Source organism: Micromonospora vinacea (assembly GCF_015751785.1).
Taxonomy (GTDB): domain Bacteria; phylum Actinomycetota; class Actinomycetes; order Mycobacteriales; family Micromonosporaceae; genus Micromonospora; species Micromonospora vinacea.
In genome coordinates, this window is record NZ_JADOTY010000001.1 from 660693 (window position 1) to 687385 (window position 26693).

At 71.9% G+C, this 26693-nt stretch carries 21 protein-coding genes; 10 read left to right on the forward strand and 11 right to left on the reverse strand.

The window, feature by feature from the left end; all coding sequences use genetic code 11:
• Positions 1-188 precede the first annotated feature (188 nt).
• The 5 genes from IW249_RS03280 (at position 189) to IW249_RS03300 (ending at position 6443) form a co-directional block, all read left to right on the forward strand.
• Positions 189-1535 (forward strand): ABC transporter substrate-binding protein, encoded by a 1347-nt coding sequence (locus IW249_RS03280; RefSeq protein WP_196919436.1) that lies wholly within the window; start codon positions 189-191, stop codon positions 1533-1535.
• 70 nt (positions 1536-1605) lie between these two features.
• Positions 1606-2652: a carbohydrate ABC transporter permease gene (locus tag IW249_RS03285; protein ID WP_196919437.1), complete on the forward strand. Its 1047-nt coding sequence runs from the start codon at positions 1606-1608 to the stop codon at positions 2650-2652.
• Position 2653: 1 nt separating this feature from the next.
• Positions 2654-3622, forward strand: coding sequence for a carbohydrate ABC transporter permease (locus IW249_RS03290; protein ID WP_196919438.1), 969 nt, complete (start codon positions 2654-2656; stop codon positions 3620-3622).
• Between the two features lie 69 nt (positions 3623-3691).
• Positions 3692-4738 (forward strand): LacI family DNA-binding transcriptional regulator, encoded by a 1047-nt coding sequence (locus IW249_RS03295; RefSeq protein WP_196919439.1) that lies wholly within the window; start codon positions 3692-3694, stop codon positions 4736-4738.
• A 31-nt stretch (positions 4739-4769) separates the two neighbouring features.
• Positions 4770-6443 (forward strand): glycoside hydrolase family 13 protein, encoded by a 1674-nt coding sequence (locus IW249_RS03300; RefSeq protein ID WP_196924612.1) that lies wholly within the window; start codon positions 4770-4772, stop codon positions 6441-6443.
• Positions 6444-6949: 506 nt separating this feature from the next.
• Here IW249_RS03300 and IW249_RS03305 read toward each other — a convergent pair.
• The 3 genes from IW249_RS03305 to xylA all read right to left on the reverse strand — a co-directional run bounded on the left by IW249_RS03305 (position 6950) and on the right by xylA (position 11101).
• Positions 6950-8383: an MFS transporter gene (locus IW249_RS03305; RefSeq protein WP_196919440.1), complete on the reverse strand. Its 1434-nt coding sequence runs from the start codon at positions 8381-8383 to the stop codon at positions 6950-6952.
• Positions 8384-8476: 93 nt separating this feature from the next.
• Entirely contained in the window at positions 8477-9904 is a 1428-nt protein-coding gene (gene xylB / locus IW249_RS03310) for a xylulokinase (RefSeq protein WP_196919441.1), read from the reverse strand.
• Between the two features lie 9 nt (positions 9905-9913).
• Positions 9914-11101 carry a xylose isomerase gene (gene xylA, locus IW249_RS03315; RefSeq protein ID WP_196919442.1) on the reverse strand — a complete coding sequence of 396 codons (1188 nt, stop codon included), beginning with the start codon at positions 11099-11101 and terminating at the stop codon, positions 9914-9916.
• A gap of 78 nt (positions 11102-11179) precedes the next feature.
• Here xylA and IW249_RS03320 point away from each other — a divergent pair, with 78 nt between their 5' ends.
• Together IW249_RS03320 and IW249_RS03325 are read left to right on the forward strand one after the other, a co-directional pair.
• Positions 11180-12421, forward strand: coding sequence for an ROK family transcriptional regulator (locus IW249_RS03320; protein ID WP_196919443.1), 1242 nt, complete (start codon positions 11180-11182; stop codon positions 12419-12421).
• A gap of 126 nt (positions 12422-12547) precedes the next feature.
• Entirely contained in the window at positions 12548-14152 is a 1605-nt protein-coding gene (locus tag IW249_RS03325) for a SpoIIE family protein phosphatase (protein WP_307788503.1), read from the forward strand.
• Positions 14153-14180: 28 nt separating this feature from the next.
• On the opposite strand, the gene IW249_RS03330 is transcribed toward IW249_RS03325, so the two are convergent.
• Positions 14181-14807, reverse strand: coding sequence for a MarR family winged helix-turn-helix transcriptional regulator (locus IW249_RS03330; RefSeq protein WP_196919444.1), 627 nt, complete (start codon positions 14805-14807; stop codon positions 14181-14183).
• Between the two features lie 97 nt (positions 14808-14904).
• On the opposite strand from IW249_RS03330, the gene IW249_RS03335 reads away from it, so the two are divergent.
• Positions 14905-16035 carry a PP2C family protein-serine/threonine phosphatase gene (locus IW249_RS03335; protein ID WP_196919445.1) on the forward strand — a complete coding sequence of 377 codons (1131 nt, stop codon included), beginning with the start codon at positions 14905-14907 and terminating at the stop codon, positions 16033-16035.
• Positions 16036-16042: 7 nt separating this feature from the next.
• On the opposite strand, the gene IW249_RS03340 is transcribed toward IW249_RS03335, so the two are convergent.
• The 7 genes from IW249_RS03340 to IW249_RS03370 form a co-directional block, all read right to left on the reverse strand.
• Positions 16043-17524 (reverse strand): sugar transferase, encoded by a 1482-nt coding sequence (locus IW249_RS03340; protein ID WP_196919446.1) that lies wholly within the window; start codon positions 17522-17524, stop codon positions 16043-16045.
• A gap of 217 nt (positions 17525-17741) precedes the next feature.
• On the reverse strand, positions 17742-19499 hold the full coding sequence (locus IW249_RS03345) for a substrate-binding domain-containing protein (protein WP_196919447.1): 1758 nt from the start codon (positions 19497-19499) through the stop codon (positions 17742-17744).
• Between the two features lie 157 nt (positions 19500-19656).
• Positions 19657-20694 carry a lactonase family protein gene (locus tag IW249_RS03350; protein ID WP_196919448.1) on the reverse strand — a complete coding sequence of 346 codons (1038 nt, stop codon included), beginning with the start codon at positions 20692-20694 and terminating at the stop codon, positions 19657-19659.
• A gap of 87 nt (positions 20695-20781) precedes the next feature.
• Positions 20782-21384: a GTP-binding protein gene (locus IW249_RS03355; RefSeq protein WP_196919449.1), complete on the reverse strand. Its 603-nt coding sequence runs from the start codon at positions 21382-21384 to the stop codon at positions 20782-20784.
• Positions 21365-21754, reverse strand: a complete 390-nt coding sequence (locus IW249_RS03360) for a DUF742 domain-containing protein (protein ID WP_196919450.1) — start codon at positions 21752-21754, stop codon at positions 21365-21367. The genes IW249_RS03355 and IW249_RS03360 overlap by 20 nt, the downstream gene beginning before the upstream one ends.
• Positions 21744-22166 (reverse strand): roadblock/LC7 domain-containing protein, encoded by a 423-nt coding sequence (locus IW249_RS03365; protein ID WP_196919451.1) that lies wholly within the window; start codon positions 22164-22166, stop codon positions 21744-21746. The genes IW249_RS03360 and IW249_RS03365 overlap by 11 nt, the downstream gene beginning before the upstream one ends.
• Positions 22166-24556, reverse strand: coding sequence for a sensor histidine kinase (locus tag IW249_RS03370; protein ID WP_196919452.1), 2391 nt, complete (start codon positions 24554-24556; stop codon positions 22166-22168). Before IW249_RS03370 ends, IW249_RS03365 begins: the two co-directional genes overlap by 1 nt.
• 397 nt (positions 24557-24953) lie before the next feature.
• Between IW249_RS03370 and IW249_RS03375 the strand changes: the two genes are divergently transcribed.
• A complete protein-coding gene (locus IW249_RS03375; protein WP_196924614.1) occupies positions 24954-25547 on the forward strand; it encodes a hypothetical protein in 594 nt (197 codons plus the stop codon).
• A gap of 11 nt (positions 25548-25558) precedes the next feature.
• Complete coding sequence (locus IW249_RS03380; RefSeq protein WP_196919453.1) at positions 25559-26602, forward strand: hypothetical protein; 1044 nt, start codon at positions 25559-25561, stop codon at positions 26600-26602.
• The last annotated feature ends 91 nt before the right edge of the window (positions 26603-26693 follow it).

The following is a 26693-nucleotide window of genomic DNA, read 5'->3' on the forward strand; positions in this document are numbered from 1 at the left end:
CTTCGAAAGAGTCCCCAGCGTGTACCGGGAGCGCGCCCACCAGGCAGCCCGCAGGTTTCCGGATTGTTACTCGCTCGTGTCTGACAGGGGGTGGACCGCGCCGGATGCAAGCGCTTACATGTGTGCACGCCCAATCGGACCGGCGACGGGTCACCAGCACGACCGCGCCGGCTAGGAAGGAGGACGGCATGGCGGTCTTTACCAGACCACGCCAGGCCTTCGTGATCGCCGGTGTACTCGGGCTGGCGCTCAGCGCCACCGCCTGCGGTACCGGCGACGACAAGAAGAGCAACAACGCGGGCTCCGCGGAGTGCGCCGCATACGAGAAGTACGAGGGCCACGACGGCAAGAAGGTCTCCATCTACGCGTCCATCCGTGACGCCGAGGCCGACCTGCTGGAGCGGTCCTGGTCGCAGTTCACCGAGTGCACCGGCATCGAGATCGACTACGAGGGCAGCGGCGAGTTCGAAGCGCAGCTCCCCGTCCGGGTCGACGGTGGCAACGCGCCCGACATCGCCTTCGTGCCGCAGCCGGGCCTGGTGAAGCGCTTCGCGGACGCCGGCAAGCTGAAGTCGCTCAGCGCCGACACCAAGGCGCTCGCCGAGCAGAACATGCCGGCCGACTGGCTGAAGTACGGCACCGTGAACGGGACGCTCTACGGCGTGCCGCTCGGCGCCAACGTGAAGTCCTTCGTCTGGTACTCGCCGAAGACGTTCAAGGAGAAGGGCTGGGAGGTTCCGACCACCTGGGACCAGCTCATCGCCCTGAGCGACAAGATCGCCGCCAGCGGCACGAAGCCGTGGTGCGCGGGCGTCGAGTCCGGTGACGCCACCGGCTGGCCGGCCACCGACTGGATCGAGGACGTGGTCCTGCGTACGCAGGGTCCCGAGGTCTACGACCAGTGGACCACCCACGCCATCCCGTTCAACGACCCGAAGATCGTCGACGCGGTCGACCGCGCCGGCAGCATCCTCAAGAACGACAAGTACATGAACGGCGGCTTCGGCGGCGTCAAGAGCATCACCACCACCGCCTTCCAGGAGGCGGGCCTGCCGGTGACCACCGGCAAGTGCGCGATGCACCGACAGGCGTCGTTCTACGCCAACCAGTTCCCCGAGGGCACCAAGGTGGCCGAGGACGGCGACGCGTTCGCCTTCTACTTCCCGGCCATCGACCCGGCCAAGGGCAAGCCGGTGCTGGGCGCTGGCGAGTTCGTCGTCGGCTACGCCGACCGCCCCGAGGTGCAGGCGGTGCAGACGTACCTCGTCTCGGCGGAGTACGTGAACAGCCGCGCGAAGCTCGGCAACTGGGTCACGGCGAACAACAAGCTGGACATCGCCAACGTCGCCAGCCCGATCGACAAGCTCTCCGTCCAGATCCTGCAGGACAAGACGGGCACCTTCCGCTTCGACGGATCCGACCTGATGCCGGCCGCCGTCGGCGCGGGAACGTTCTGGAAGGGCATGGTCGAGTGGCTGAACGGCAAGGCGACCGCCCCGGTGCTCCAGGGCATCGAGAGCAGCTGGCCTAAGTGATCCCGGCGGTGGCCCGGTCCGCGTTCGCGGACCGGGCCACCGGCCGAGGTGGACCCGGAAGGGAGGGTTGATGAAGTTCGACTTCGCCGATCAGCAGCCGAAGTTCCTCATGCTGATGTACGGGCTGGTCGCCTTCGTACTGGTCGTGGGCGGTCTGCTCCTGTTGCTCGACGTGGTGCCGGCCTGGTTCGCCCGTCGGCGGGAGGCCCAGCTCGTCGCCGCCTCCGTGGGCGGAGGCCCGCTGCCCCGCCGACGCAAGCAGCGGGAGGGACTCTTCGCGTTCTTCTTCCTGCTGCCGACGCTGCTGCTGCTCGTCATCGGCCTGGTCGTGCCGGCCATCCGCACCACGCTGCTCTCCCTGATGGATGGGACCAGCACCAACTGGGTGGGCCTGCGCAACTACGGCTGGATGTTCTCCGACGACTCGATCGTCCGGGTCCTGATCAACACCCTGGTCTGGGTGCTCCTGGTCCCGCTGGTAGCGACCGGGTTCGGCCTGATCTACGCCGTGCTGGTGGACAAGGCCCGGTTCGAGGCCGTGGCCAAGTCACTGATCTTCCTGCCGATGGCCATCTCCTTCGTCGGCGCCAGCATCATCTGGAAGTTCGTATACGCCTACCGGGGCGACGGCGATCAGATCGGTCTGCTCAACCAGATCGTGGTCAGCCTCGGCGGTGAGCCCAAGCAGTGGCTGCTCGAATCACCCCTGAACACGCTGCTGCTGATCGTCATCATGGTCTGGATCCAGGCTGGTTTCGCCATGGTGGTGCTCTCCGCAGCGATCAAGGCGATTCCCGGCGACATCGTCGAAGCCGCGCGGCTCGACGGCGTCAGCCCGTGGCAGATGTTCTGGCAGATCACCATGCCGAGCATCCGGCCGGCCCTGATCGTCGTGGTGGTGACGCTCACCATCGCCACGCTCAAGGTCTTCGACATCGTCCGGACCTCGACGAACGGCAACTACGACACCAGCGTGATCGCCAGCGAGATGTACAACCAGGCGTTCCGGTACGGCCAGAACGGGCAGGGTTCCGCGCTCGCGGTCTTCCTCTTCATCCTGGTCATCCCGGTCGTGATCTACCAGATCCGCAACCTCCGTCAGCAGCGGGAGGGCTGAGATGACGACCGCAACGCCCACCGTCGCCGCCGGCACCCAGAAGACCGACGGCACCCCGACCACCACGGCCGGCCGGGTCCGCAAGCGGTTGAACAGCCGCACCGCGACGCTCGTCTCGATCGTCATCGCGGTGGTCTGGACCATCCCGACCTTCGGCCTGCTCGTCTCCTCCCTCCGCCCGGAGGACGAGATCAAGACCACCGGCTGGTGGACGGCCTTCACCAACCCCCAGTTCACGTTGGAGAACTACCAGCAGGTCCTGTTCGGGCGGTCGTCGTCCTCCGGGCAACTCGCCGGTTCCTTCATCAACTCGCTGGCGATCACCATCCCGTCGGTGCTCTTCCCGCTCGCCTTCGCGTGCCTCGCCGCGTACGCGCTCGCGTGGATCAACTTCCGCGGCCGGGACTGGGTCTACATCTCGATCTTCGCGTTGCAGATCGTGCCGTTGCAGATGGCCCTGGTGCCGCTGCTGAAGTTCTTCTCCACCGGCGTCACCCTCGGCGGCGTCACACTGATGCCGGCCTGGGACCTGGTCGACGAGCAGAAGTTCGCCCAGGTGTGGTTCGCCCACACCTGCTTCGCGCTTCCGTTCGCCGTCTTCCTGCTGCACAACTTCATCTCGCAACTGCCGGGGGACCTGATGGAGGCGGCCCGGGTCGACGGGGCCACCCACCCGAAGATCTTCCGTACCATCGTGCTGCCGCTGATCACCCCGGCGCTGGCGGCGTTCGGCATCTTCCAGTTCCTCTGGGTCTGGAACGACCTGCTGGTTGCGCTGATCTTCGCCGGTGGCGGTGATGAGACCGCCCCGCTCACCGTCCAGCTCGCCGAGATGGCCGGCACCCGGGGCAACGAGTGGCAGCGCCTGACCGCCGGTGCGTTCGTCAGCATCGTCGTACCGCTCATCGTGTTCCTGTCCCTGCAGCGCTTCTTCGTGCGAGGTCTGCTCGCCGGCAGCGTCAAGGGCTGACCCGCGCGTCCGCCGCCGCCCGGCCCCTCGGGCGGCGGCGGACGCTCCGGGCACCGAGCGGGGGAAACCGTGACGAGGATCGATGATGTGGCCCGGCTGGCCGGAGTGTCCACGGCCACCGTCTCGCGGGCGCTGCGCGGACTACCGACGGTCTCGGCCGCCACCCGCCGCCGGGTGATCGCCGCCGCCGAGCAACTCGACTACGAAGTCTCACCGAGCGCGTCCCGGCTCGCCGGCGGCCGGACCGGCACGGTAGCGGTGGTGGTCCCCCGGATCACCCGGTGGTTCTTCAGCACCGTCGTCGAGGCGGTCGAGGAGTACCTCCACCAGTCCGGCTACGACCTGCTGCTCTACAACCTGGGCGGCCGGGAGCAGGTCCGCCAGCGGGTCCTGCGTACGGCCAACCTGCACAAGCGGGTGGACGCCATGATGCTGGTCGCCACGCCCCTGCGCCCGGCCGACCTGACCGCGCTGGCCTCGCTGGAACTGCCCGGCGTCACCATCAGCTCGGGCAGCAGGGTGCCGAACTGGCCGTGTGTACGGATCGACGACGTGGCGGCCGCGCGGGCCGCGACCAAGCATCTGATCGACCTCGGCCATCACCGGATCGCCCACATCTCCGGCGACCCGGACGACGAGCTGGCCTTCACCACCCACCTCGACCGACGCCGGGGTTACCAGGCGGCGCTGCGCTCCGCCGGCCTGCGACCCGACCCCACACTGGACATCGAGTCCACCTTCACCATCGACGGCGGCAACCGGGCAACCGCTGAACTGCTGGCCCGCGGCGAGCCGCCGACCGCGATCGTCGCCGCCTGCGACGAGATGGCGATGGGCGCGATGACCGCCCTGCGCGACGTCGGACTGCGGGTGCCGCAGGACGTCAGCGTGGTCGGCATCGACGACCACGACCTGGCCGGCGTGCTCGGGCTGAGCACCGTCGCCCAGCCCGCCGCCGAGCAGGGCCGGCTGGCCGCCCAGATGCTGCTCGACCCGCTCGGGGCCCGACCCCCGGGCCCTATCGTCAGTCAACGGGGCGCCGGTTGCGACACTCCGGTGGTCCTGCCCACTCGGTTGGTGGTCCGGGATTCGACCGCGCCGCCCCGGGCACACTGAAATCCAAAACACCGCAACACGGGAGACGACCCTGAACACCGACCCGACGCAGCAGACCTCCTCCGGCAACCCGGCCACCGGCTGGTGGACCGAGGCCGCCATCTACCAGATCTACCCCCGCTCGTTCGCCGACTCGGACGGGGACGGAGTCGGTGACCTTCCCGGCATCACCGCCCGCCTCGACCACCTGGTCGAGCTGGGTGTGGACGCGGTGTGGCTCTCTCCCTTCTACCCCTCGCCGCAGGCCGACGCCGGCTACGACGTGGCCGACTACCGCGACATCGACCCGTTGTTCGGCACCCTGGCCGACGCGGACAAGCTGATCGCCGAGGCCCGGTCCCGCAACCTGAGGGTGATCGTCGACCTGGTCCCGAACCACACCTCCTCGGCGCATCGCTGGTTCCAGGCCGCGCTGCCGGCCGCGCCCGGCAGCCCGGAACGGTCGCGCTACATCTTCCGGGACGGCCTCGGTCCGGCCGGCGACCAGCCGCCGAACGACTGGCAGAGCGTCTTCGGCGGTCCGGCCTGGACCCGGACGGTCGACGCCGACGGGCAGCCCGGCCAGTGGTACCTGCACCTGTTCGACACCGGGCAGCCGGACCTCAACTGGGACAACCCGGAGGTGCACGCGGAGTTCCTGGACGTGCTGCGGTTCTGGCTGGACCGCGGGGTGGACGGCTTCCGGGTGGACGTGGCGCACGGCCTGATCAAGCAGGCCGACCTGGCGGACTGGCAGGAGCCGCAGGAGATCCTCTCCGGCAACGAGATCGACAAGCCGCGCCCGCCGATGTGGGACCAGGACGGCGTGCACGAGATCTACCGGCAGTGGCGGCAGGTGCTGGACAGCTACCCCGGTGAGCGGGTGCTGGTCGCCGAGGCCTGGGTTGAGCCTGCCGAGCGGCTGGCCCGCTACGTCCGCCCGGACGAGATGCACCAGGCGTTCAACTTCGAGTACCTGCTCGCCGCGTGGAGCGCACCGGCCCAGTACGCGGTGATCACCCGCTCGTTGGAGGCGACCGACTCGGTCGGCGCGCCGACCACCTGGGTGCTGTCCAACCACGACGTGGTGCGGCACGCCTCCCGGCTCGGTCTGCCGGTGGGCACCGTCCGCCCCAACGGCATCGGCATCGGCGACCCGCAGCCGGACGCCGCACTTGGTCTGCGCCGGGCCCGGGCGGCCACCCTGCTGATGCTCGCGCTGCCCGGCTCGGCGTACCTCTACCAGGGTGAGGAGCTGGGGCTGCCCGAGCACACCACCCTGCCCGACGAGGCTCGTCAGGACCCGACCTGGGCGCGCAGCGGGCACACCCAGCGCGGCCGCGACGGCTGCCGGGTGCCGATCCCGTGGGAGGCCGACGCCCCGTCGTACGGCTTCGGGCCGACCGACGCGAGCTGGTTGCCGCAGCCCCCGCTCTGGGCGGAGTACGCGCTGGACCGCCAGCGCGACGTGCCCGGCTCGACGTACGAGCTGTACCGCACGGCGCTGCGGTTGCGCCGCGCCCACGGGCTGGGTCGCGGCACCCTGGAGTGGCTGTCCTCCGGCGACGAGGTGCTGAGCTTCCGCAACGGTGAGCTGACAGTGCTGACCAACTTCGGCGCCGCCCCGGTGCCGGTGCCGGCCGGTGCCGAGCTGCTCGCCGCCAGCGCACCCCTGGACGACGACGGCACGGTCCCGACCGACGTGACCGTCTGGCTGCGCGGCTGACCCAGCGCCGACCGGCCCGTTCGGCGGTACTCGCGGGCGGGCCGGTCGGTGTGGACCGGCTCGCTATGGAGCTGATGCCGTAGACGATTCACGCCCGCCCGCCGCGCGCCCGCCCGCCGCGCCCCCGCCCGCCCGCGCCCCGCACCCTCAAGATCGCGCTACTTCCAGGATGCAGTGGCCTCGGCCCGCCGGAAGGCAACTAGAACCAGGAAGTAGCGCGATCTTGAGTGGCGCAGGACGTGCGGGGACGCCTAGGTCCTCGGAACCGCACACCGAACGTGTCCCCGACGCCGCCGTCGCGCCGATCTTGCAGCTTCGGTCGTCGATATGGGTTCAATGCCCGCCTTTGTCGGGACGGTAAGCGCAAGATCGCGGGCCGGGGGGCGATCCGGCCCGTCGATCATGGAGTTATGGTGCCTGGCTTGGTGCCTTACGGGCCAATTGTCACCCACCACAACTCCATGATCGACAGGGCCGGGGTGGGGCGGGGGTGGGGTGGGGTGGGGTCAGAGGCGGTCGGCTCGGGTGTGCAGCAGGTCGTGCACGTTGTCGATGTCCGCCGGTGAGGTCCGCGAGGCGAGCCAGTACATGACGCCGGTGGGGATGAAGAAGAGCTGGAACGCGGCCAGCCCGACGGCGAAGTTCAGCGGTGGCGGGAACGCCCCTCGCAGCGCCTGGAAGGCCACCCCCACCAGCCCGTTGCCGGCCGCGCGACCGACCCCGTTGACCAGGTTGCCCAGGCTGTAGACAGTGCCCCGGTGCTCCGGCGGGTTGACGTCGGCGATCAACGCGAACCAGTTCGGCGAGTTGGCCGAGGTCAACGCGAGCGCCACGATCGCGGTGAGCAGGCTCAGCCCAACCGACGGCTCGGTGAACACACTGGCCAGCACCGCACCGACCACCGCCCCACCGCTGGCGCCGTCCGGCACGTCGATGGTCACCGGAACGAAGAACAACACCAGGTAGAACGGCAGCGCGGCGAGGATGCCGATCGAGGCGACGAGTGCCCGCCCGCGCGGGGTACGCCGTTGCACAGCGTCGCCGATCAACCCACCCACGATGGACAGCACCCCACCGAGCTGGAACAGGGTGGCGAAGACACTGCCCACCACCACCGCCGTCGACGTGGAGTAACCCTGGGCCTCGGCGCGTTCGGCGAAGAGCACCGGCAACCAGACCAGGGAGCCGAACGCGGCCTGCGCGGTCAGCCCCTGCAGGATCAGCCACCGGTTGGTCCGCCGGCCCAGGATGCGCGGCAGGTCGGCGCGGCTGATCCGGTAGTCGTACTCGGCGCCGGCGTCGATCCGGCCGGCCAGTTCCGGCTCGCTCTGGCCTCGCCGGATGTCGTACGTGAACAGGTAGGCCAGTGTGGCAGCCAGGCCGACGCCGGTCAGCAGCAGGAACGGTCGGCGCCAGTCGGCCGCCCCGAGCAGCCCGCCGACGAGAGTGCCCGCCAGGGTGCCGACCCCCTGGGAGAGCCCCCAGAAGCTCATCACCAGCCCTCGTCGGGTCGGTGAGATCAGGTCGGTGACCACGGAGAAGCCCACCGAGCCGACCGCGCCGAGGCCGACCGCCGCGACCAACTGCGCGGCCAGGAACGTCAGGTAGCCGCCGGCAAGCGCGCTACCGCCCGTGCCCGCCGCCCACAGCAGCGTGCCCACCATGAGCAGCGGCTTGCGGTTGGTCCGGTCCCCGACGTACGCCCAGCCGACCGCCGCGACCGCGCTGACCAGGAAGCTGACCGCGGTGACCACGCCGAGCAGCCGCCCGGACACGTCGAACGCGTCGGAGATCGGGCCGTACAGCGGGGGGACCAGCCCGATCGCCACGTTGTCCAGCGAGGCGAGCAGCACGAACACCACGACGCTGTACGCCCGGTGCGTCCGCCCACCGCCCCGACCGTGCGGGCGCAGGCCGGGCCCGCCAGTGGTCACCGTCATGACCGGCAGCCAACCAGACTCCGTGCAGGAGGTCGTCACGCGGGTGGGTGCCGGTCACCGTGGGCCGGCAACCACCCGCGTCGATCCCGACGCTCAGCGCCGGTCGAGCACCAGCCCGCGGGCTGCGGCGTACTGCTCGCGGACGGCGGGGACGGGCTCTGCCGCGTACTCCTCGGTGCCCTCGACCGCCCAGACCGGCGGCGCGGCACCACCCAGGGCGACCCAGGCGGCCTGGCGGGCCGCCCCGTCGGCGACGTACTCGCCGGGCGGCGGTACCACCACCGGGCAGCCGAAGACCTGCGGGGCGATCTGACGCACCGCTGCCGACCGGGCCCCGCCGCCGATCAGGATGACCCGGCGGGCGACGGCGCCCTGCGCGGTCAACGCGTCCAGGCCGTCGGCGAGCGCGCAGAGCATGCCCTCCACGGCGGCCCGCGCCAGGTGCGCGGGGGTCGACGTGCGCAGGGTCAGGCCGTGCACCGCGCCGGTGGCGAGCGGCCGGTTCGGCGTCCGCTCACCCTCCAGGTAGGGCACCATGACCAGCCCGTCCGCCCCGGCCGGCGCGGAGAGCGCCAGCTCGGCCAGCTGGTCCAGGTCGACGCCGAGCATCGCGGCGGCGGCGTCCAGCACCCGCGCGGCGTTGAGCGTGGCAACCAGCGGCAGGAAACGACCGGACGCGTCGGCGAAGCCCGCGACGGTGCCGCTCTCGTCGGCGGCCGGCACGTCGGCCACGCTGAACACGGTGCCGGAGGTGCCGATCGAGACGATCACGTCACCCGGCCCGGCGCCGACACCCAGCGCGGCGGCGGCGTTGTCTCCGGTGCCCGCGCCGAGCAGCGCGCCACCCGACCCACCCAGGTCGTCGGCCAGCTTTCCCGCCGACTCCGCCGGACCGAGCACCTCGGGCACCACCAGCCGCCGACCGAAGCCCCGCTCCAACAGGTCCAGTCGGTACTCACCGGTGGCCGGCGACCAGTAGCTGGTGCCGCTGGCGTCGCCCCGGTCGGTACGCAGCGCGCCCAACCCGGGCGCACCGGCCAGCCGCCAGGTCAGCCAGTCGTGTGGCAGGCAGACGGCGGCCACCCGGGCGGCCAGCTCCGGTTCGTGCCGGGCCAGCCACCGCAGCTTGGTGAGGGTGAAGCTGGCCACCGGAACGCTGCCGGTGGCCTCGGCCCAGAACCGGCTCCCCGCCGAGCCGCCGCCGGCCTCCTCGATCAGGTCGGCGGCGGCGTCGGCGGACCGGGTGTCGTTCCACAGCAGGGCCGGGCGGACCACCCGGCCGTCCTCGTCGAGGCACACCATGCCGTGCTGCTGGCCGGCGACGGAGATCGCCGCCACGTCGGCCAACCCGCCGGCCTGGTCGGCGGCGCTGCGCAGCGCCTGCCACCAGGCTTCCGGGTCGACCTCCGTGCCGTCCGGGTGCGGTGCCCGGCCCTGCCGGAGCAGGGCGCCGGTCTCCGCGTCCCGGATCACCACCTTGCAGGACTGGGTGGACGAGTCAACGCCTGCGACCAACGGCATGGCGGGGCCTCAGCGGGCGCCGAGCAGGTGCTCGACGGCGAGCTGGTTGAGCCGGACGAAGGCGAAGCCCCGGGCGGCCACCGCGTCCACGTCGACGTCCTCGAACGCGGACCGGTCGGCCAGGAGCTCGTCATAGCTCTCGCCGTCGCCGAGCGTCGGCGTGCTCAGCTCGCCGACCTTGCTGGCGGCGAGCGCCTCGATCACCTCGGGGTCGGCGCGGAACGCCGCCGCCCGCTCCTTGAGCAGCAGGTAGGTGCTCATGTTGGCCGCTGCGGAGGCCCAGACACCGTCCATGTCCTCGGTGCGGGAGGGCTTGTAGTCGAAGTGCCGGGGGCCGTCGTAGGCCGGGCCGCCGTTGGGGCCGCCGTTCTCCAGGAGGTCCACCAGGGCGAACGCGTTCATCAGGTCACCGTGGCCGAAGACCAGGTCCTGGTCGTACTTGATGCCGCGCTGGCCGTTGAGGTCCAGGTGGAACAGCTTGCCCTGCCAGAGCGCCTGGGCGATGCCGTGGGCGTAGTTGAGCCCGGCCATCTGCTCGTGGCCGACCTCCGGGTTGAGGCCGACCAGCTCCGGGTGGGCCAGCTGGGAGATGAAGCCGAGCGCGTGCCCGATGGTCGGCAGCAGGATGTCGCCGCGCGGCTCGTTGGGCTTGGGCTCCAGGGCGAACCGCAGGTTGTAGCCCTTGTCGATGGAGTACTGGGTGAGCAGGTTCACTGCCTCGCGGTAGCGGTCCAGGGCGGCGCGGACGTCCTTGGCGAGGTCGTACTCGGAGCCCTCGCGGCCACCCCACATGACGAAGGTGCTGGCACCCAGCTCGGCGGCCAGGTCGACCTGACGCAGCACCTTGCGCAGCGCGTACCGGCGGACGTCGCGGTCGTTGCTGGTGAAGCCGCCGTCCTTGAAGATCGGGTGGGTGAAGAGGTTGGTGGTGACCATGGGCACCACGAGGCCGGTCTCGTCGAGGGCCTTGCGGAACCGGGCGATGTGCTGGTCACGGGTGGCCGCGTCGACGCCGAACGGGATCAGGTCGTCGTCGTGGAAGGTGATGCCGTACGCGCCCAGTTCGGCGAGCCGGTGCACCGCCTCGACCGCGTCGAGCTCGGGACGGGTGGCGTCACCGAACGGGTCGCGGGCCTGCCAGCCCACGGTCCAGAGCCCGAAGGAGAACTTGTCGGCGGGGGTGGGACGGGGTGCCATGAGCGACCTCCGGGGTGGTGTTGTCCGCTATTTGTTCAGCGATTGAATTATTTGCCCACCCTATGGCACTGTCAAGGGGTGAGCCTCACCCACGCCCCGGCCGGCGCAGTCCGTCAGGGCAGTCTCCGCGAGCTCAACCTCGCCCTCGTCCTCGGCCGGATCGCCGCGGCCGACCGCCCTCCGTCCCGGGCCGACCTGGCGACCGCGACCGGCCTGACCAGAGCCACAGTGTCCGCGGTGGTCGAGGACCTGCTCGCCGGCCGGCTGGTCAGTGAGTCCGACCCCGCGCCCCGCTCGGGCGCCGGCCGGCCGGCGCGCGGGCTGGTCCTGGCCGATCAGGGTCCGGCCGGGCTCGGCCTGGAGGTCAACGTCGACTACCTTGCGGTCTGCGTGGTCGATCTCGCCGGCCAGGTCCGCCACCGCACTGTGCACCGGGCCGACCTGCGCCCGGTGGCCCCCGCCGACGCCCTGGCCCGCCTGGTCGAGATGGCCGGGGCGGCGCGCGACGACGCTGCGCAGCACGGCCTCACCCTGGTCGGGGCCGCGCTCGCGGTGCCCGGCCTGGTGGACGACGACGGGCTGGTCCGGCTCGCGCCGAACCTCGGCTGGCGTGACGTGCCGGTGCCTGCGCTGCTCGCCGAGCACCCTCCGCTGATCGAGCAGGTGCCCGGCATCCCGGCGCTGACGGTGGACAACGAGGCCAACCTCGCCGCGCTCGGCGAGCTGCACTCTCAACCGCCCGGCTGCTCGTCCAGCTTCCTGCACATCTCCGGGGAGGTGGGCATCGGCGCCGGCATCGTGCTGGACGGTGCGCTGTTTCGCGGCGTACGCGGGTGGAGCGGCGAGATCGGGCACCTTCCGGTCCACCCCGAGGGCCGTCCGTGCCGCTGCGGCGGGCAGGGTTGCCTGGAGCAGTACGCCGGCCAGGAGGCGATCGTGTCCGCCGCCGGGCTGGCTAGGGCGGAGCTTCCCGCGGACACCGCGACGGCCCGGCTCGCCGAGTTGGCCGAGGCCGGGGACGCCGACGCGCTGCGGGCGCTGCACGACGCCGGAACGGCGCTCGGCGTCGCGGTGGCCGGCGTCGTCAACCTGCTCGACCTGGACACCGTGGTACTCGGTGGCGGTTACGCCGCGCTCGCACCCTGGCTGTGCCCCCCGGTCCTCGCCGAGATCGACGCCCGGGTGCTCACAGCGGCCTGGTCGCCGGTCACGGTCCGGCCGTCGACGCTCGGCGCGGAGGCCGCGGCGGTGGGTGCCGCCGGATCGGTGGCCCGCCGGATCGTCGCCCAGCCCGTCGGCTGGTTGGCCCGCTCCGGCTGAACTCCACCCCGCGCCGTGCGCCGCTGTCGGGGAGGATCGGTACCCTTGCCCCCAGGCAACGATCCCCGGTGAGGAGTCGAGAAGCAGCATGCGCACACGTCGTCAGACGCGAGCCGGCGTCCGGCGGTGACCACGACCCGGCAACCCGGCGGCACCCCGTTGCCGGCCGACGAGCTGTTGGCTCGCGAGCTGCTCGACGGGCTCGCCGAGGCCGTGCTGACAACGGACGGGACCGGCCGGGTCACCCTGGTCAACGCCATGGCGGCCGAGCTGATCCCCGAGATCGACGCCGGCACCGAGCTGGCCGGCTGCCCGGTGGCACCCCTGGCCCGGGCGGTCGCCAGCGGCGCTGACCGCTTCGACGCCGACCACCACGGCCGGCGACTGCGCGGCGTCCGGCGGCAACTCGCCGGCTCCCGGTGGGCGTGGTATGTCCGCGACGTCACCGAGGAGCACGCCCGCGCCGACGCCCTGCTCGCCGAACGCTCCCGCACCGCGTTCCTCGCCCAGGCCGGCAGCCGACTGGCGCTGGCCCTGCACCGGGACCATGTCCTCCTGGCCACCGCCACGCTCGCCGTCCCCTACCTGGCCGACGTCGCCGTGGCACTGCCCCGACCGACGGTGCCGGCCGAGCCGCACCCCCGGTGGATCCGGTACGCCGACGGTGAGCCCGCCCCTGTCACCGGGCTGGCCGGTCCCGCGCTGACCGGCGCGGTGCCCGGGCTGGCCGAGGCGCTGGCCGGCGAAGCTGCCGAGCCGGGCACCTGGCCGGACGCCCCGCGCACCGAACTGGCCGACCTGCTGCCGCCCGGGTTCGGCCCTCCGGGCATGGTGCTGGTCAGCCCGCTGCTCAGCGCCAGCGGGTCCGCCGGGGCGCTGCTGCTCATCCGTCGGCCCGAGCGGGCTGGCTTCGACAGGCGCGACGTGGAGCTGGCCCGGGAGTTCGCCGCCCGCGCGGGTGCCGCACTGGCCACCGCCGACCTGCACGGTGAGCAGGCCCACCTGGCCCGGGTGCTGCAGACCAGCCTGCTCCCGCCCGAGCTGCCCACGGTGCCCGGCGTGACGATGGCCGGCGGCTACCGGGCAGCGGGCGACACCCTGCGCATCGGCGGTGACTTCTACGAGGTGTTCCCACACCCACAGGGCGCCCTGTTCGGGCTCGGCGACGTGTCCGGCAAGGGCGTGGGCGCGGCGGTGCTGACCGGCCGGGTCCGCCAGTCGTTGCAGACGCTGCGGCTCGTCGAACAACGCCCACTGGAGCTGATCCAGCTGCTCAACCAGGCGCTGTTCGACGCGCCGGACGCGGCACGGCGCAGCCAGTTCACCACAGTGCTGCTCGGCTCGCTCGACCGAGGGTCGGCCGGGCTGGACGTCCGGATCGCCGGCGGAGGGCACCCGGCGCCACTGCTGGTCACCGCCGACGGCACCGTCACCACGGTCCCGGTCGGTGGCATGCCGGTGGGGGCGCTGACCGCCGCCCGGTTCGCCGAGGCGCGGGTGCACCTCGATCCGGGCGACCTGCTGCTCGCGTACACCGATGGGGTGACCGAGGCGCGCGGACCGCGCGACGCGGGGATGTTCGGCGAGGCCCGGTTGCGGGCCGCGCTGGTCGCGGCGGCCGGTCAACCCCCGGCGGCACTGATCGACCGGGTACTGCGGGCGGTCGACGACTGGTTGGACGGGCAGGCCCACGACGACATCGCGATGCTGGCCGTGGGCGCCTCGGCATGACCGACGGGCGACAGCCCGGCCGGCTCGATCAGGCGGTGCGCGCCACCGGCGGGTCGTCGGCCGGCCAATCCCGAGTGGAGCCGAGCGATCGTTCCGGGCCCCCTGACGAACCCGTCCACCCCGCTTGGGTCTGCCGAGCCGACTCGACCGGCCAGTTTCCCGACCGCCCACCGGGCCGGTCCGGGTCGTTCGGCCAGTCCCCCTGGCCCGTCGGCTCGTCCGGTGGAGGCGCGTTCTGCGCCTGTTGGCGGCGGGCGGTCTCGTCGAACTCCCGCATCCCGCGCAGCAGGGCGTCGCGGCCCTCCCAGCTCATCCCGGCCAACACGGCGGCGAGTTGGCCCTGGCGGTCGGCCCGCAACTCGGCGACGAGCCGGCGGGCCTCCGGGGTGAGGTGCAGCGAGATCTCCCGCCGGTCGAAGCGGCCCGGCTCGCGCTCCAGCATGCCGGCGGCGACCAGCCGGTCGCAGAGACGGCTGGCGGAGCTGAGCAGCATGTCGAGTTGGGTGGCGAGGCGACGCAGGTTGATCCCGTCGTGCTGCTCCACCACCATCACCGCCCGTAACTGGGCACCCGACACGCGGTTGGCGGTCCCCTCCCGGGCAGACTCCCAGATGCCCAGCAGGGCAGCGGCCGCCGCGTCCAGTGCGGCAGCCATACTCGTCTCAGGGTCCATCGGACGGTTCAGTTCGGCCATGGTGGCCCGAGAGTACTCCGAACCTCCTGGTGGTCGAGCTTTCAGTGAAGGGCTGACGATGAGCGAACCGGTCAATCGGGCACGACGTGCCCTGAACGAGACACCAGCTGACCGTCTCGTCGGTGGTATCGGGGATGTGCTCGTCCAGTCGTACGGGATCACCGAGGTCGAGCTCTACCAGGTCGACTACCGGATCGCGGAGCTGCTGCCACTCACCGACGGTGACCCGATCACCAGCCCCGGGCACCCGGCCTGGCGCGCCTTCGACCACCAGTCGCCGATACTGACCGACGGCACCGCCTGGTTCCCGGTCACCATGCGTGGCGAGCGTCGAGGGGTGCTGCGCCTGTCACCCGTTGCGGACGACCGGGACGTCGTCGCCGCATTGGCCGAGATCGCCACCGCGCTCGCCCACGAGGTGGCGGCGGTCTCCGCCGGCACCGACGTCTATCGGGCGGCCCGGCGCTCCCAACGCCTCACCCTGGCCGCCGAGATGCAGTGGGACCTGCTCCCCGGCCGCAGCCGGATCCGTCCCTCGTTCAGCCTGGCCGGGCAGTTGGAGCCGGCGTACGCGGTGCGCGGCGACAGCTTCGACTGGTCCGACGACGGGGAACGGCTCTGGTTGTCCACCATCAACGGCACCGGTGAGGGGGTGGCCGCCTCCCTGCTCACCTCGCTGGCCACTCACGCGCTGCGCAACGCGCGTCGGGCCGGGCTGGGCCTGGCCGACCAGGCCGCCCTCGCCGACCAGGCCATCTACGACCTGTACCGGGGCGAGCAGCACCTGTCCGCGTTGCTGATGGAGTTGGACCTGCGCTCCGGGATGATGACAGTGGTGGACGCCGGGTCGCCCCGACTGGTCCTGCTCCGCGACGGCGACGTCACCGAGCAGCCCCTGGAGGCGCAGTTCCCGCTGGGCATGTTCGAGGCGACCGACTACCACGAGCAGAAGTTCCCGCTGGAGCGCGGTGACCGCGTCTTCGTGGTCAGCGACGGGGTGGTGGAGGCCACCGGACAGCACGTGCGCTACGGCGAGACGGCGCTGGACCGGTTCCTTCGGCGGACCGGGCCGATGGCGCCCCTGGACGCCGTCCGGTCGCTGATCGGTGATCTGCGCGCGTTCGTGGCCGGTGACCTGGTCGACGACGCGGTTGTCGTCTGCCTGGACTGGACCGGCCCGCAACCCTGACCGGTGCTCAGTACGCGCCGCGGCCGTTCAGCACCGCGCCGAAGGTCTTCCAGAGGATGGTGAGGTCGGCGGCGAGCGACCAGTTCTCCACGTAGTAGAGGTCGAGCCGGATGCCGTCCTCCCAGCTCAGGTCGGAGCGGCCACTGACCTGCCACAGGCCGGTCATGCCGGGTTTGACCAGCAGCCGTCGGGCCACGTCACCGTCGTAACGGGCCACCTCCGAGGGCAGCGGCGGGCGGGGCCCGACCAGGCTCATCTGACCCAGCAGCACGTTGACCAGCTGCGGCAGCTCGTCCAGTGACCACTTGCGCAGCAGCCGGCCGACGCGCGTCACCCGGGGGTCCTGGCGCATCTTGAACATCAGGCCGTCGGTCTCGTTGCGCGCGGTCAGCTCGGCGAGCAGCGCGTCCGCGTTCACCACCATGGTGCGGAACTTGAACACGCCGAACTCCTGCCCGCCCCGGCCGACCCGGACCTGCCGGAACAGCACCGGACCCCGGCTGTCCAGTTTGATGGCCAGGGCGATGAACGCGATCAGCGGCAGCAGCACCGCCAGCGCCAGCGACGAGACGGACCGGTCGACGAGACCCTTCACCAGCTTGCGGGCCCCACGGAACTCCGGCGCCTCGACGTGGATCAACGGCAGGCCGGCGACGGGGCGGGTGTGGATCCGTGGGCCGGCGACGTCGGTCAGCGCGGGTGCCACGACCAGGTCGACGCCGGTCCCCTCCAACTGCCAGCCGAGACGGCGCAGCCGGGTAGCTGTCAGCTCACCGGAGGCGGTCACCGCGACCGTGTCCGCGCCGATCGCGGTGGCGGCCTCCGGGATGCCCCGGAACGACCCCACCACCGGCACGTCACCCAGCCGCTGCGCCACCGGCGCGAGCAACGCGTCCGGGATGCAGGCGCCCACCACCTGGTAGCCGGCGTACGGCTCGCGGCGCAGCGTGTGGACCAACTCCAGCACGTGGGCGGTGTCGCCGACCACCAACACCTTGCGAGACCAGCCGACACCCAGCGAGCGGGCCCGGTGCAGCCGCTTACGGGCGGCGAACCGCGCCACCTCCAGCCCGACGGTGCCCACCGCGAAGGAGATGCCCAGGAACCCCCGGGAGACGCCGACGTCGGCGATGTAGCCGATGATGGCGATCGCCCCGGCCAGGCGCAGGCTGGCGGAACTGACCCGCCGGTACTCGTCCGCCCCGTAGCCGATCACCCGGTCGTCGTAGCAGCCGAGCGCCTTGAGCGAGACCAGCCAGGCCAGCACCAACCCGGGGGCGACCAGCACGTACGGGATCTCCGAGCCGGTCGGCTCGCCCTCACCGAAACGGGCGACGTAGCCGATCAGCAGCGCGATGATGAGGACGGTGGTGTCCAGCACCACCAGAACCCGAACGTAGGACCGTTCGTCGGCGCGGGCCACCAGCCCGGCGCGTCGAGCGTCCGGCTCCGCCGACGTGGCGGGGGTCAACAGTGTCGCCACGCTCACCGGCCCTCCCACTCTGTACAGGATGGCCCCGGCCGACGGGTCGGACCGGAGGCGGACCGACTATGCCGGAACAGTCGACATCCTGCCTTGACAACTATGACTGCCGATTGCTTCCGACGTATTGCCGTCACTTTTCTTCAACAACCTGCTGGCCGAAAAGGGGCCTGCCACACCGAATCGGCGGTACGGCAGACCCCCTGGACGGCTGAGCGTCGGATCAGCGTGGCGCTGGCGGACGCCGCGCGATGGCGCTGAGGAAGATGCTGCCGATCTCGCTCGGGTCCTTGGTGACGAAGACGTCGCCACCGGTCACCTTGGTGATCGACTCCAGCTCTGCCTTGCTGACGCTCTCACCGATACCGATCATGATCACCTGGACCGGCCGCTCCGGGTCGGCAGTCCGCTTCAACTCGGCGAGCAGTTGCCCCTGGCTGACACCGCTGTTGTCCTCGTTCTTGCCGTCGGTGAACAGCACGATCGAGTTGACACGGCCGGGCTGCCAGTCTTCCTGCACCGCCTTGTAGGCCGCCAGCATGGTGTCGTAGAGACCGGTACCGCCGTCGGAGGGCCGGACGGTGGCCAGCGCCCCCTCCAACTGGCCCCGCTGGCCGGAGAGCGGCCCGATCGGGACCAACTGCCGGTAGTCCCGGCTACCGACGAGCTTGGTGGAGAAGGTCCACAGGCCGATCGACCAGGAGTCGTCGAAGAGGCTCAGACCGCGGCGCGCCGCGTCGACGGTGACCTCCTCCCGGCTCCGGTTGTTGGCGGAGGGCACCGGCTCCTTCATCGAGCCGGAGACGTCGATGACGGCAAGCATCCGACCCGACTGGGTGGCGATCGACCAACTGGAGACGACCCGCTGGATGGCGGCCGGGTCCAGACCACCAGCCGCGGTGCCGCCGTTCGCCGGCGCAGTCGGCGCGCCGCCGGACGGGCTCGGCGCACCCTGCGGCGCCTTGAAGCCCTCGCCCCAGTTGCCGTCCGGCGCACGCAGCGACTGCGCGGCCAACCGGTCGCGGAAGGTGGGGCTGGTGAGCAGTTCGAACAGCACCTTTGCCGCCGACGCCTTGCTCGGCTCGATGCCGGGCAGCACCGCGTACGGGTAGTCCAGCGGCATGGGCGCCGGCTGCATGTAGAGCGCGGCGAGCGGCACCGGCGGCTTCTTGCTGTTGTACGCGATCACGTCTTCTTCGGACAGAGCCGCCGCACCGAGACCACTGGCGATGGACGTCGCGTCGTTGGCCGTCGGGAAACGGGCCAGTAGGTCGTTGCGCAGCGAGGAGCGCCCGGTGGCCAGCGCGCGGAGCGCGCCGACGGTGTTGCGTTGGGCGTCACCGCCGGCGCCGTTGGCGGCGGCGGTCAGCGAGAGCAGACCGGACAGGCCCGCCGCGTCGCGGGTCGGCTCGACGATCCCGGTCCGCAGCGGCGTGCTCGTGTTGTTTACCTGCTTGAGCAGGTCGGTCCAGTTGAACTCCTTGTCCGGCCAGCCCAGTCGGGTGGCGATCGGCTCGGGCATCGCGACGACGATGGGGCTGCGCGCGATTGACGCGCCGTTGGTCGGAGCGAACGCTGTCGCGTCCTTCTTCAACCGCAGCAGCCAGGTCGAGGAGTCGGGCACCCAGACGTCCGGGCTGACGGCGGTGCCACTGGCCTGCCCCACACCGGCCAGTACAGCGCCGTGCTTGGCCGCCACCACGGCCGCCACGTCGACCGGGTCGGACGCCGAGACGTCGACGCGGATGCAGGTCGGGCCTACCGCGGCGCCGTCCTTGACCCACTGGGACGCGGCGGCGTCCACCGCCGGCGCGAGTTCGGAGGCGACCGCCACGGCAAGCCGGATCTCCCCGGAGCAACTGGGCTGGACCAACTCCCGATAGCCGAACCACGCGCCCGTCGTCACGACGAGCACCCCCGCCGTTGCGGCGGCGGCGGCTAGGTGGAGTTTCGAACGCATGCGATGGCGGCCTGCTGACACGGTGACCATCTTGCGTACTAGGTGCCGTCTCTGCCACATCCGTTCGGACTAAAGTTACGGAGGAGAAACAGTTGACCACCTTTTTGCAACACAGAGTGACGTAACCGCCCCGTGGCGTTGCCGAATCAGTGCAGCACTCGCGTCTCTAAACCATCGTTCAGGGCAAAACGCACGTTGGACTCGGCACCGGCACCGGCTCGCCGACCACCTCCAGGACGCCGGTGTCGGCGTCGCGCCGGAACACCCGCACCATGTCCGCCCGCTCGTCGGCGACGTAGAGGTGCCCACCGATCAGAGCGAAGTGCCGAGGCCACTCGCCGCCGGTGTCCACTTCGGCCACCAGCTCGGGCAACTCCCCGGTCAGGGCGAAGACCGCCACCGTCCCCACCCCACGGTTGCCGACGTAGAGGAACCGCCCGTCCGGGGCGACCGCGACCTCCGACGGCTGGACATGACCGGCCCGCTCACTCGCTTCGACCCGCCCGCGCTGGTGCAACGCGCCGTCGTCGGTCAGCTCGTACGCGGTGACCGAGGCGTCCAGCTCACCGACGAGGTAGCAGCGCCGTCCGTCCGGGTGCCGGGCCAGGTGCCGAGGGCCGGTGCCGGGCGTCGTACGCATCCGCGGCGCACGTGGCACCAGTCGTCCGGTCGCCTCGTCCAGGTCGTACCGGTAGACCGAGTCGGTGCCGAGGTCCACGGCGAGGATCGGCCCGCGACCCGCCCCCGGCGAGACCATGTGGGCGTGGGCGTGGTCCTGGCGCTCCGGGTCGGGGCCGTGCCCCTCGTGCACGACCAGGTCGCTGCGCTCGCCGGGCACGCCCTGCGGGTCAAGTGGAAAGACCGCGATGCTGCCGCTGCCGTAGTTGGCCGCCAGCAGGTGACCGCCGCCGGGCAGCACCGCCAGGTGGCAGGGCTCGGCACCGCCGGTCGACCGGCTGCCGAGCGGGTCCAACGCACCGTCCGCGCCGACCTGCCAGGCGCTGATCTGCCCGTCGGCCAGTTCGTTGACCGCGTAGAGCACCGGCTGGGTGGGGTGCCGCGCCAGGAAGGAGGGGGACGGGGTGACCGCCACCGTGCCGAGTGGGGTCAGTGCCCCGGTCCTCGGGTCGCGGCGTGCCGCGACGATGCCGCTGCCCCGCCCGCCACTCTGCGCGGTGTAACCCCCGATGTGGACGACCTCACCCTGACCGTTCACGTCCCACTCCTCCGCCGGCATCCTTCGTTGATCCAACCAGAGGCTGCCCGCGTTGCCCGCCCGTTAACCGGCTTTCCGGGCCGGTTCTCAGGCCGCCGGCACCGGCTCGCCGCGCTGTCGGGCGACGTGCTCCACCAGAGAGATCAACACCATCTTCCCGGACTGCCGGTCCCGGGCGTCGCAGAGCACCATCGGCACGTCCGGGTCCAGGTCGAGGGCCCGGCGGACGGTCTCCAGGTTGAACCGGCGGGAATCGTCGAAGCAGTTCACGCCCACCACGAACGGGATACCACGCTGCTCGAAGTAGTCGATGGAGGGAAAGCAGTCGGCCAGCCGCCGGGTGTCGGCGAGCACCACAGCGCCGAGCGCGCCGAAGGCCAGCTCGTCCCAGAGGAACCAGAACCGGTCCTGACCCGGCGTGCCGAACAGGTAGACCTGAAGGTCGTCGTTGATGGTGATCCGGCCGAAGTCCATCGCCACGGTGGTGGTGGACTTGCCCTCCACGCCGGAGATGTCGTCGGTGCCGATTCCGGCACCGGTCAACACCTCCTCGGTCTGCAACGGACGGACCTCGCTCAGGGCACTCACCAAGGTCGTCTTGCCGGCACCGAAGCCTCCCGCGATGAGGATCTTCAGGGCCAGCGGGATGGTGGTGCTGGTGCCCGCCTGGTCAAAGCGCACGGAGTCCACTGACCACCGCCTTGAGGATGTCGTCGTCGGGAAGGATGCCGGCGGCCGGTGGCTCGTGCACCGCGACCAGGCCCTCGGCGAGGAGATCACCGAGCAGTACCCGGACCACGCCGACCGCGAGGTCCAACTCGGCGGCCAGTTCGGCCACCGACACCGGCCGGCAGGCCAACCCGACCAGCCGTCGATGCTCCGGCAGCAGGCGCGGGTGGCTCGCCGCGTCGACGTCCGCACCGGCCAACACGAACGCGACCAGGTTGAAATCGTCGACGGCGGAGCGTACCCGGCCTCCGGTGAGCGCGTAGGCGCGCATCACGGGGCCGGCTTCACCGTCCAGCCACTCGTGCTGCGGCCCGGGCGGCTCAGTCCGCATCTCCGGCACCCGCCGCCGATCGGGCCGGCGCGGCGAGGCTCTCCCCCACCCGGATCACCAGCATCGCCATCTCGTACGCGACCAGCCCGATGTCCGCGTCGGCGTCGCTCACCACGGCGAGGCAGGCACCCTGCCCGGCGGCGGTGACGAAGAGGTACGCCGCCTCCATCTCCACCACTGTCTGCCGGACCGGGCCGCCGTCCACGTGCCGGCTGGCACCCCGGGCAAGACTGGAGAAGCCGGCGGCGAGCGCACAGAGATGCTCGGCGTCGGAGCGCTCCAGCTCCGCCGAACAGCCGAGCAGCAGACCGTCGGCGGAGAGCACCACCGCCTCCCGGGCGGCCGGTACCCGTTGCACCAGCTCGTCGAGCAACCAGTCGAGGCCGGCGCTCTGCTTCGTCGAATCCCGCACTAGGCGTCCCTCTCAGTTGCTGTCGAAGGTTCGGGGGTCGTCGGCGGGTCGGTGAGGGCCGCCGGACCGGTCGGCGCCGCCGAACCCGTTGGCGCCGGGCCAGCCGGTGCCGTCGGGGGAATGGCGGTGGCGCGTCCGCGCGCAGTGCCGGCCTGTAGCGCCGCCATCACCTGGCGGACCTCCTCCGGCGAGCGGGGCGACGGCGTGTCGGTGACTGTGGAACGGGGTTGGGCGGCGGGGGTACGACGTCGCACCCGGCGGGGCAGGCCATCCAGCTCGTCCTCCGGCTCGTCGGAGGTCGCCGACCCCTCACCGCGCCCAGTGGCCGGCGGGGCGGCCGAGGCCGGTGCTCCGGTGGGTGGGGCGGGCCGGGCCGTGCTGGCGGACGGGGCCGTTGGCGGACGGGTGCGAGGGCGGGTCACGGTGCCCCGGCGCGCCGTCCGAGCCAGCCGCCGGTTCGGGTCGGCCGACGCGGCGCCGAGAGTGGCAGGGTCGGGGCCGGCCGGCGGTTCGGTGGTGACCAGATCGCCGGGAACCAGCACCACGGCGGTAACACCACCCTGCCCGGATGGGCGCAACCGCACCCGTACGCCGTGCCGGGCCGCCAGCCGGGCCACCACGAACAGCCCGAGTCGGGCGCTCTGCGCCGGGTCGAACTCGGGCGAGCTCGCCAGCCGGGTGTTGGCGGTCTCCAGCGCCGCGTCGGACATGCCCAGCCCCTGATCGGTGATCTCCAGGGCGTACCCGTTGGCCACCTGCGCCCCGGTGACGGTGACCCGGGTGTCCGGCGGGGAGAAAGCAGTGGCGTTCTCGACCAGCTCGGCGAGCAGGTGGATCACGTCGCCGACCGCCCGCCCCAGCACGCCGGCCGGCTGCACGGCGGTGACGTCCACCCGCTCGTACGCCTCGACCTCGGAGATCGCGCCGCGGATCAGGTCGACCATCGCGACCGGGTTCCGCCAACCCCGGCCGGGCGCCGAGCCGGCGAGGATGACCAGGTCCTCGGCGTGCCGGCGGAGCCGGGTGGCCAGGTGGTCGACCTGGAACAGCTCAGCCAGCTCGTCCGGGTCCTCGCTACGCCGCTCCATCCGATCCAGCAGATGCAGCTGGCGGTGCACCAGACTCTGGCTCCGGCGGGCGATGTTGAGGAAGACCTCGTTGAGCCCGCGGCGCAGGGTGACCTCGTCCACGGCGGCCTGGACGGCGGTGCGCTGCACCTCGGTGAAGGCGCGCCCGACCTCGCCGATCTCGTCGTGGCCGTACTCCAGCGGCGGCGCCTCCCGGGCCACGTCGACCTGCTCGCCACGGCGCAGCCGGGTCACCACGTCGGGCAGCCGGTGCTCGGCCAGCTCCAGCGCTGCGGTGCGGACGCCGCTGAGCCGCCGGACCAGGGTGCGGCCGACCCGCAGCGCCACCAGCACGGAGACGACCACGGCGATGAGCCCGAGCACGCCGGCGGCGGCCAGCCGCACCAGGATGCGGACCGCCATCGGCACCGAACGGTCGGTGAGAGCGTCGGCCTCGGACAGCTCGAAGTCCCGTAACTGCTGCTGCACGGCGTCCTGGCTGGCCTGCCAGGCCGCCGCGTCGACAGTCGGCCGGCCGGACCGGTTGGGTACGACAAGCGCGTCCTGCATCGTGCGCAGCCGGGTGAACGCCTCACCCTCGGTCAACCGCTGGTACGCGACCCGGCTGCTCTCGGGCAGGTCGGCCACGGCGTTCTCGGTGAGCCACCGTTGGTTGCCGATGGCCTGTACGAGCTGGGTGTGTTCCCCCTCGGCGAACCGCCCGGCGGTCAGTGCGCCGGCCAGCAGCGCGTCGCTCTGGCCGAGCAGTTCCCGGGAGCGCCCCAGCGCGGTGAGCGCCAGTGCCTGCCGGTTGATGTCCGGGTCGGTCAGGGTCGCCATGCCGGCGAACGCCTGGAAGGCCGCGGAGACCATGCCGCTGTAGAGGCCGATAGCGCCGGCCCGGTCCACCTTGCGGTCGTCGATGAACTTCCGCCCGCTGGGTAGCGCCGCCAGGGCGTTGACCAGCTGGTCGACACGGGTTTCCAGCAGGTCGTCAGCGGCGTCGCGCAGGGGCTCCCCGTCCACCCGGCGGCGCAGTTCGGCGATCGCCCGATCGGTGCGCCCGCGCTGCTCGGCGAGTGCGGGCAGCGCGGAGTCACCGGCGAGCTGCACCACCGAGAGTCGACGTTCCCGTTGCAGCTCGGTGACCACCGTCTCGCCGGGGCGACCCAGGTCGTACAGCAGGGTGCGGGCGGAGAGCAGGTTCAGGGCGGGACCGAAGGTCAGGGTGGTCGCGAAGATCCACAGCGCCAGGAGCGCGGTCACCGGCGCGACGACCAACGCGGTCAGCTTCGAGCGGATCGGCCAGTCGCGGGTTCTCATCAGACCTCGCCCGTACAGGGGTGGCAGGAGGGGTGCCGGCACCGCCGGGCAACGCGCCGGCCGGCTGAGCGCCCGGCCGCGTCGCCGGGCACCGGCGCGGGCGCCTTGGGCAGGATACGTAATCAAGGGCGGTTGCACTACCGCCCGTCGCGTCGGCATCGACGCTCCGGGGTGTGCACGGGGTGGGAACGGGCCGGCTGCGACGAAACCGCGCGGCTGCACCACTCGTCCCGGATCCGCTCCCGTTCGAGGTCGGCGGCGCGTCGACCCACTCGGGCGCCGCTCTGGAATGAGTCAAGTCTTGGCCGGGCAGTTGCGGCCCCTGTCAGGAAAGTGTCTCGGATCGGGATTGGCGATCACTGCGCGGAGGGAATAGCAGATGACGAAGGAGGAGCCCATGTCGCCCACGCAGATAATCGTCATCGTGCTCGTCGTGCTGGTGATCGTCGCGGTGCTGGCCGTGGCCGCCCGCTCGCTCAACAACCGCCGCTCGCTGCGCAACCGGTTCGGACCGGAGTACGACCGGGTGGTGGCGGAACAGGACAGCCGGTCCGCCGCCGAGCGCGAACTGCGCGACCGGGAACGTCGGCATGCCGAGCTCACGCTCACCCCACTCACCCCGGAGTCCCGGGCCCGGTACGCCGCCGCCTGGGAGGAACTCCAGGTCCGCTTCATCGACTCCCCGGGCGAGACCGTGGGCGACGCGGACGAACTGGTCACCCGGCTCATCGAGGAGCAGGGCTACCCGACCGGCGACTTCTCCGACCAGATCGCCCACCTCTCCGTCGAGCACGCCCGCACGCTGACCAACTACCGGGACGCGCACGAGATCCACCTGCGCAACTCCCGGGGCGAGGCCAACACCGAGGAGCTGCGGCAGGCGGTCGTGCACTACCGCGCGCTCTTCGCCGACCTGCTGGGCGAGGAGCCGGTCGGCCACCGCACTCCCGAACAGCGCCACCACCCGGACCACGACGCCACGAGCCGCTGAGGAGGCCACCGATGCGCCAGGAAGAGCAGCAGGTGAGCAACGACCACCCGGAGGCCGTCCGGTCCGCGCCCGTGCCGGTACCCCCGGCCGGCGACCGGGCCGGCCGCTCCGACGTCCCGGAGGACTCTCTCGACGACCGGGGCACCTTCGACGACCAGACCGCCGCTCACGAGCGGACCGACGACACCGACCGGGAGGCCGCGTACGACAGGTCCGACGACGAGCTGACCGACGACTCCGACACGCGTCACCGGCGCGACGACCGGTCCACCGACGAGGGCGGTTTCCACGAGCCGGGGCCGCTGCCGACGACGTTCGGCGCCACCACTGTGGCCGACGCGGTGGCCGCCTCCGCGCTGGCCAGCCCGCACCCGCAGGATCAGCCGGACCCCCGGGCCGAGCGGACCGCTCAGCCGGGCGACGGCGCCGAGGACGGCGAGCGGGAGGGTCTGCGCGCCGACCCCACAGCGGAGCTGCACCGCCGCGACGCGTACGTCGACGACAGCGCCGACGTCGACGACCGCACGGACCTCGACGACCGCACCGACGCGGACACGTCAGCGCGGACCGTCGTCCCGCCGGGGAGCACTGACGGCGACCCCGAGCGGCGCGGCGATCTGACCGGCGACCGGGACGCGGCCACGGCGGGCGCGGCCGGCTACGGCAGCGCGACACCGGAGATGGTCGACCCGGACGCGGACGGCGAACCGGTTCCCGGCGACGACACCAGCCCCACGCTGGAGTCCGCCGGAACGTCCCGACCCGCCGGGTCGACAGTCGCGGCCGAGCCGGCCACGCTCCTCGACACGGACACCGCGCAGGGCTTCCGGGACCGTTGGCGGGACGTGCAGCTGCGCTTCGTCGACGACCCGCAGGCGGCTGCCGGCGAAGCACAGTCGCTGGTGGAGGAGGCCATCCAGGCCCTCTCCTCGGCGCTGGCCGCGCAGAAGAACACGCTGGGTGGATGGCAGGACGCCGGCTCGGCCGACACCGAGCAGCTGCGGATGGCGGTACGTAACTACCGGGACTTCCTGGACCGCGTACTCGGTCGCTGAATCAGCCGACCAGCAGGAGGGCGCCCCGGCCGTGACGGCCGGGGCGCCCTCCTGCGCGCTGATCGTCGCCCGGCCGGCCAGACCACCCGTT

Bases quoted from the DNA above. Each gene is read 5' to 3' on its own strand.
- IW249_RS03370 (WP_196919452.1), bottom strand. From the start codon at position 24,556: ATGAGAACCCGCGACTGGCCGATCCGCTCGAAGCTGACCGCGTTGGTC.
- IW249_RS03380 (WP_196919453.1), top strand. From the start codon at position 25,559: ATGCGCCAGGAAGAGCAGCAGGTGAGCAACGACCACCCGGAGGCCGTC.
- IW249_RS03305 (WP_196919440.1), bottom strand. From the start codon at position 8,383: ATGACGGTGACCACTGGCGGGCCCGGCCTGCGCCCGCACGGTCGGGGC.
- IW249_RS03280 (WP_196919436.1), top strand. From the start codon at position 189: ATGGCGGTCTTTACCAGACCACGCCAGGCCTTCGTGATCGCCGGTGTA.
- xylA (WP_196919442.1), bottom strand. From the start codon at position 11,101: ATGGCACCCCGTCCCACCCCCGCCGACAAGTTCTCCTTCGGGCTCTGG.
- IW249_RS03375 (WP_196924614.1), top strand. From the start codon at position 24,954: ATGTCGCCCACGCAGATAATCGTCATCGTGCTCGTCGTGCTGGTGATC.
- IW249_RS03285 (WP_196919437.1), top strand. From the start codon at position 1,606: ATGAAGTTCGACTTCGCCGATCAGCAGCCGAAGTTCCTCATGCTGATG.
- IW249_RS03335 (WP_196919445.1), top strand. From the start codon at position 14,905: ATGAGCGAACCGGTCAATCGGGCACGACGTGCCCTGAACGAGACACCA.
- xylB (WP_196919441.1), bottom strand. From the start codon at position 9,904: ATGCCGTTGGTCGCAGGCGTTGACTCGTCCACCCAGTCCTGCAAGGTG.
- IW249_RS03330 (WP_196919444.1), bottom strand. From the start codon at position 14,807: ATGGCTGCCGCACTGGACGCGGCGGCCGCTGCCCTGCTGGGCATCTGG.
- IW249_RS03360 (WP_196919450.1), bottom strand. From the start codon at position 21,754: ATGCGGACTGAGCCGCCCGGGCCGCAGCACGAGTGGCTGGACGGTGAA.
- IW249_RS03290 (WP_196919438.1), top strand. From the start codon at position 2,654: ATGACGACCGCAACGCCCACCGTCGCCGCCGGCACCCAGAAGACCGAC.